This window comes from Streptomyces boluensis, assembly GCF_009908195.1.
In the GTDB taxonomy this organism is placed as follows: domain Bacteria; phylum Actinomycetota; class Actinomycetes; order Streptomycetales; family Streptomycetaceae; genus Streptomyces; species Streptomyces boluensis.
In genome coordinates, this window is the sequence record NZ_JAAAHS010000424.1 from 1 (window position 1) to 6029 (window position 6029).

At 69.7% G+C, this 6029-nt stretch carries 4 protein-coding genes; all 4 read right to left on the reverse strand.

Translation table 11 applies throughout. The features are described 5' to 3' along the window. Nucleotides 1-334, reverse strand: a 334-nt coding sequence (locus GUY60_RS32710; protein ID WP_187370188.1) for a choice-of-anchor K domain-containing protein, incomplete at its 3' end; no start/stop codon positions are given. A gap of 385 nt (nt 335-719) precedes the next feature. Further along, a complete protein-coding gene (locus GUY60_RS32715; protein ID WP_161704502.1) occupies nt 720-2285 on the reverse strand; it encodes an APC family permease in 1566 nt (521 codons plus the stop codon). Between the two features lie 243 nt (nt 2286-2528). Then, nucleotides 2529-3986: an aldehyde dehydrogenase family protein gene (locus GUY60_RS32720; RefSeq protein WP_161704504.1), complete on the reverse strand. Its 1458-nt coding sequence runs from the start codon at nt 3984-3986 to the stop codon at nt 2529-2531. Further along, on the reverse strand, nt 3983-5863 hold the full coding sequence (locus tag GUY60_RS32725; RefSeq protein WP_281368637.1) for an N-acyl-D-amino-acid deacylase family protein: 1881 nt from the start codon (nt 5861-5863) through the stop codon (nt 3983-3985). Before GUY60_RS32725 ends, GUY60_RS32720 begins: the two co-directional genes overlap by 4 nt. Between the last annotated feature and the right edge of the window lie 166 nt (nt 5864-6029).

Sequence of the window (6029 nt, forward strand, 5' to 3'; positions counted from 1 at the left end):
GGGTGGGGCCGTCGTTGGGCGTCTCGAAGTGGTGGAAGCGGAAGGTGAAGGTGCGGTCGGAGTCGTCCTCCTCGAACCGGACGACCACCGAGAGGTCGACGTCGAACTGGTTGTTCGCGCCGCTGTACACCGGGTAGTTCTGGTGCGTGAAGGTGCCGAGCGTGAACTCGGTGCCGTCCGCCTTCACTTCCTTGGTACCGCCGGAGAACACATAGCCACTCTTGCCCTGCCCGTCGGGAACGCCCCAGGTGGCGTTGGCGGTGTTGATCCCCGAGACGTTGTCGGGCGAGGGGGCGATACCCGTCCAGGTGCCGGAAGTCGTAACGGTGGACATGCTCTGGCAGCTCCTTCATCGGTTGCGGCGGGGCATCCCCCCGACCGCCTCCGACACCCTCCCCGAGCGCCCGCTCCCGCGAACCGGCAATCCGATCAACACTGCGGAACAGGTCGTGCACGGTGGGTGATCAGGCCACGTGCGGAGTGCGTACGGATGGCTGGAACCCGTAGAGCTCGCGGGACCCGTGGAACTCACGCGGCGCCAAAAGGTCCCACCCGCCCCCGTATGCCATCCGCGGAGCGGCAGTCCGCACGCCTGGTCAGGCGGGGCAGGCGCCGTTTCCCGCCATGCTCATGCCCAGATGCACGGCCGGGCACCGTTCGCTCCTTCGAGGGATTGCGCTCGGTGCCCGGCCGGTGACAGAGGCGGTCAGCAGAAGTGGTCAGTCCTCGACGACGAGCGCCGGGGTCTCCTTCGTCAGCACCTCGCCGCGGAAGAACGCCGGGCTGCGCTTGGCCATAAGCAGCATCAGGACGACGCCGAGCAGCAGCAGTCCGACACCGATGACGAACACCGAGCCGACACCGAACACCGACGACCCGCTGCCGTACGCCGGGTCCCACATGTCGTACAGCGTCTTGCCGAACACCGCGGTGAGCAGCAGCCCGCCGAGGACCGGGAACAGCGCCTTGTAGACGAAGTCCCGTACCGAACGGGTCAGTTCACGGCGGAAGTACCACGCGCAGGCGAAGGCCGTCAGGGCGTAGTAGAAGCAGATCATGAGGCCGAGCGCGTAGATCGTGTCGACCAGGACGTGCTCGCTGACCAGGGTCATGACCGTGTAGAACGCGCCGGTGGCGACGCCCGCGACGACCGTGGCGCGGCCCGGCGTCTTGAAGCGCGGGTGGACCTTGGCGTACGAGGCGGGCAGGGCCTCGTACGTCGACATGGCGAGGACCGTGCGGGCGACCGGGATGAACGTGGTCTGCAGGCTGGCCGCGGCCGAGGCGAGCACGGCGACGAAAAGCAGGATGCCGAGGAGCGGGCCCATGACGGGCCCCGCGAGCGCGGCGAAGACGTTGTCGGAGGTGTCCGGGTTGCCGAGGCCGAGGCCCTTGTCGCCGGAGCCGACGGCCATCTGGGCGGCGATGCCGGTGGCGAGGTAGGAGACGACAAGCACGACCATCGCGATGAGCGCGGCCCGGCCGGGGGTCTTCTCGCTGCCGCTGGTCTCCTCGTTGGCGGTGAGACAGGTGTCCCAGCCCCAGAACATGAAGATCGAGAGGGAGAGTCCCGCCGTGAACGCGGCGAAGGACTGCACCGCGAAGGGGTTGAGCCAGGACCAGGAGAAGTCGAGCCCGGTGGCGAACTCGCCGCTGCCCGCCTTCTGGAAGGCCATGGCGACGAACACCGCGAGGACGACGAGCTGCAGTCCGACGAGGGTGTACTGCACACCCTTCGTGGCGGTCATGCCGCGGTAGCTGATCGCGGTGGCGGCGGCGATGAGGAGCAGGCAGGTGAGGATGTGGACGGGTTTGCTGTCATCCAGGGCCGCGATGGACGCGTTGCCGGTGACCTCCCCCGCCAGGAGCCAGAAGTACGAGGTGGCGACGCCCGCGAGGTTGGAGAGCACGATGATCGTGGCGATCACCAGGCCCCAGCCGCACATCCACCCGAGGCGCGGCCCGAAGGCCTTCACCGTCCAGGTGAACGAGGTGCCGCAGTCCGGCATCGCCTTGTTGAGCTCGCGGTAGGCGAAGGCCACGAGCAGCATGGGCAGGAATCCGGCCAGGAACACGGCCGGCATCTGCACGCCCACCTCGCCGGCCGTGGAGCCGAGGGTCGAGGTGAGGCAGTAGACCGGGGCGACGGTCGAGATGCCGATGACCGCACTACCGACGAGGCCGACGGAGTTACCGCCGAGCCCCTTGGAGCGCACACCGTTTCCGGCCTCGGTCACGCCCCGTACCGTGTCTCCGCCCTCGGGGCGGGTTTGCAACTGCGTCATGAACAGGACGTTAAGTGCTGCGGTTTCCACATCCGGAGGTTCTGCATCCGGAAGGCGCCCCTTGAGTTACGGCAGGCAAAACGGATGTCGACCATTGATTCAGAGGTCAATTACGCGCGGTAACCCGCCATCATCAGGTTTTGCTCCCGCGATTCCACGATGCGGGAATCGCAGGAGCGACCCAAATGTCGGTTTTAAAATTTTCCCGTGTGCCTGCTCACGTCACCCAGACCACACGTCACATCACCCAGGCCACACGATCGACTGCAGCTCGCTGTAAGCGTGCAACGCGTACGAACCCACGTCCCGGCCGACCCCGGACTGCTTGAAGCCGCCGAACGGCGCCTCCATGTTGCGGCCGATGGTGTTCACGCCGACCCCGCCCGCCCGCAGCCGCCGGGCCACCCGGAAGGCGCGGGCCACGTCGCCGGACCAGACGTAGTCGATCAGGCCGTAGTCGCTGTCGTTGGCGAGGCGGACGCCCTCCTCCTCGTCGTCGAAGGGGATCACCACGACCACCGGGCCGAAGATCTCCTCCCGCGCCACCCGCATGTCATTGGTGCAGTCGGCGAGCAGCGTCGGCGCCACGTAGAAGCCCCGGTCCATCGGCACGGACTCGCCGCCCGCGACGACCCGCGCGCCCTCCTTCCGCCCCAGCTCCACATACGACTCGACCCGGTCCCGGTGCGCGGCCGAGATCACCGGGCCGACCACGGTGCCCTTCACCGTCGGGTCACCGACCTTCATGAACCCGATATAGCCGGTCAGCTTCTCGACAAGCCGCTCGTAGATCCCGCGCTGCGCGAGCACCCGCGTCGGGGCCGTGCAGATCTGCCCGCTGTAGAAGGCGTACGTGGTGCCGATGCCGCTGACCGCCGCGTCGAGGTCGGCGTCGTCGAAGACCACCGCCGCGCCCTTCCCGCCCAGCTCCATCAGCTGCCGCTTCATGTCCCGGCCGCACACCTCCGCGATGCGCCGGCCGACCGCGGTGGAGCCGGTGAAGCTGACCATGTCGACATCGGGCGAGTCGACGGCCGCCTCGCCGACCTCGGTGGCGGTGCCGGACACGACGTTGACGACACCGCGCGGAACGCCCGCCTCCTCCAGGGCCCGCGCCATCCGGAACACCGACAGCGGGTCCTGCGGCGCGGGCTTCACGACCACCGTGTTGCCCATGGCGAGCGCGGGCGCCACCTTGCCCGCCGGGTTGGCCCACGGGTTGTTGTACGAGGTGATGCAGGTGACGACGCCGACGGGCTGGCGCACCGCGAGCGCGCCGAGCACCCCGGCCTTGCCCATCGGCCCGGCCTCCGTGATCTGCGGCGGCAGCGCCTCCTCGACGGGTTCGAGGGCGCCCTTCGCGTACCGCCGGAACCGGGCCGTGCCCACCGCGACCTGCATGCCGCGGGCCGTTCCGGTGGTGGCGCCGCTCTCCGCCTGGGCGAGCTGCGCGGCCGGGCCCGCGTCCCGCTGGATCAGGTCGGCGGCCCGGTCCAGGATCCGCGCCCGCTCCTCGGGGCTCGTCCTCGACCAGCCGTCGAAGGCCTCACGAGCCGCTGCCGCCGCCGCGTGCACCTGCGCGCGCGAGGCTTCCGGGGCGAGCCCGACGGTCTCCTCGGTCGCCGGGTTCACCACCTCGTAGTGCCCGCCGTCCGGCTCCACCCACTCACCGCCGACGAACAGGCTCTGTCGCAGGGTCACTTGGTGCTCACCGTCCTGGTGTCACTGCCGGAGCGGAGGACCTTGCCGGGTACGGCGCCGGTGACCACGTCCTCGCGGATCGCCTCGACTCCGTTCACCCACACCGCGTTGATACCGATGGCCTTCGCGTCCAGGCGCGGGCTGTCGCCCGGCAGGTCGTGGACGAGGGTGGCCTTGCCCGCGTCGATCGCCTCGGGGTCGAAGAGGACCAGGTCGGCGTGGTAGCCCTCGGTGATCCGGCCGCGGTCGATCAGGCCGAACAGCCGCGCCGGGTCGTCGGTGAGCATCTTCACCGCCTGCTCCAACGAGGTCAGCTTGCGGCCGCGCAGACAGTCCCCGATGAACCGGGTGGTGTACGGGGCGCCGCACATCCGGTCCAGATGGGCGCCCGCGTCGGAGCCGCCCAGCATGACGTCCTCGTGTTCCCAGGTCTGCCTGCGCAGCTCCCAGGAGTCCGGGTCGTTGTCGGTGGGCATCGGCCAGAGCACCGTACGCAGCTCGTCGTTGGCGCAGATCTCGACCAGGCACTGGAAGGAGTCCTGGCCGCGCTCGGCCGCGATGTCGCGCACGACCCGCCCCGACAGGCCCTCGTTCTCCTTGGAGTACGTGTCGCCGATGACGTACCGCCCGAAGTCCGCGAGCCGCCGGAAGACGCCCGCCTCCTTGGAGTCCGCGCGCCGCAGCATCTCGGTCCGTACGTCCGGATCACGGAGCTTGGCGATCCGCTCGGGCACGGGCAGGCCGAGGATGTCGCCCCAGCCGGGGATCAGGTTGAGGGCGCAGAACGTGCCGAGCGACATGTTCATCGGCGTGAGGATCGGCATGGTCAGCGCGACGATCCGGCCGCCTGCCTTACGCGCCCGCTCGCTCGGCACGAGCTGCCGCGGCACCCGCTCGGGCACGGCCGCGTCGATGGTGAGCACGTTCCAGTTGAGCGGCCGCCCGGCAGCGGCGGACATCTCCACGAACAGATCGATCTCGTCATCACTGAACTGATCCAGACACCCCGCGACGATCGCCTCCAGCTGCGTGCCCTCGTGCTCGGCCACCGCACGGGACAGCGCGAGCAGCTCCTCCGGCTTCGCGTGCCGTGACGCCACCGGCTCCCCGTCGCCGTCGGAGTGCGTGGACGACTGGGTGGTGGACAGGCCCCAGGCACCCTCGTCCATCGCCCGGTGGAAGAGGTCCAGCATCTGCTGCAGTTGTTCGGGGCTCGGCTGCCCGCCCACCGCGTCCTCGCCCATCACGTACCGGCGCAGCGCGCAATGCCCCACCATGAACCCGGCGTTGACGGCTATCCGCCCGTCCAGCGCGTTCAGATACTCGCCGAAGCCGGACCAGTTCCAGGGTGCGCCCTCTTCCAGGGCGACCAGGGACATGCCCTCGACCTTGGACATCATGCGGCGCGTGTAGTCGGCGTCGCCGGGCCGGTCCGGGTGCAGCGGCGCGAGCGTGAACCCGCAGTTGCCGCCCGCGACGGTGGTCACGCCGTGGTTGAGGGACGGGGTGGCGTACGGGTCCCAGAACAGCTGCGCGTCGTAGTGCGTGTGCGGGTCCACGAACCCGGGTGCGAGCACCTTGCCCCCGGCGTCCTCGGAGGTACGGGCCTCCTCGGTCACCGTGCCGGGTTCGGCGATCACAGCGATCCGGCCGTCCCGGATCCCGACGTCCGCGCGGTACGCGGGGGCTCCGGTGCCGTCGACGACGGTCGCGCCGTTGATTAGGTGGTCGAGCATGGCGTCCTTTCTGGTGCGTGTGCGGTACTCGTGCGGTACGTGGCCCTGTCCCGGCCGGGGACGCCGCGGGGGCCTCCGGCCGGGACAGGTACGGGGTCGCGGTCCGGGAAGTCCGTTACCCCGCGTGTGTGCCGCCCCCAGGGGGCTCCGCCCCCGGACCCCCGCTCCTCAAACGCCGGAGGGGCTGGATTTTGCGGGCGTGGCCTGATTGCTGATGACTGGTAGCTCAGCCAAATTTCAGCCCCTCCGGCGATTGAGGAGGCCCGTCCGGCGAGGACTTTCGGGAAGGGGCGGGGTGGGGAAGAAC

Coding starts and splice junctions, on each gene's coding strand:
- GUY60_RS32715 (WP_161704502.1), bottom strand. CDS start 2,285: ATGACGCAGTTGCAAACCCGCCCCGAGGGCGGAGACACGGTACGGGGC.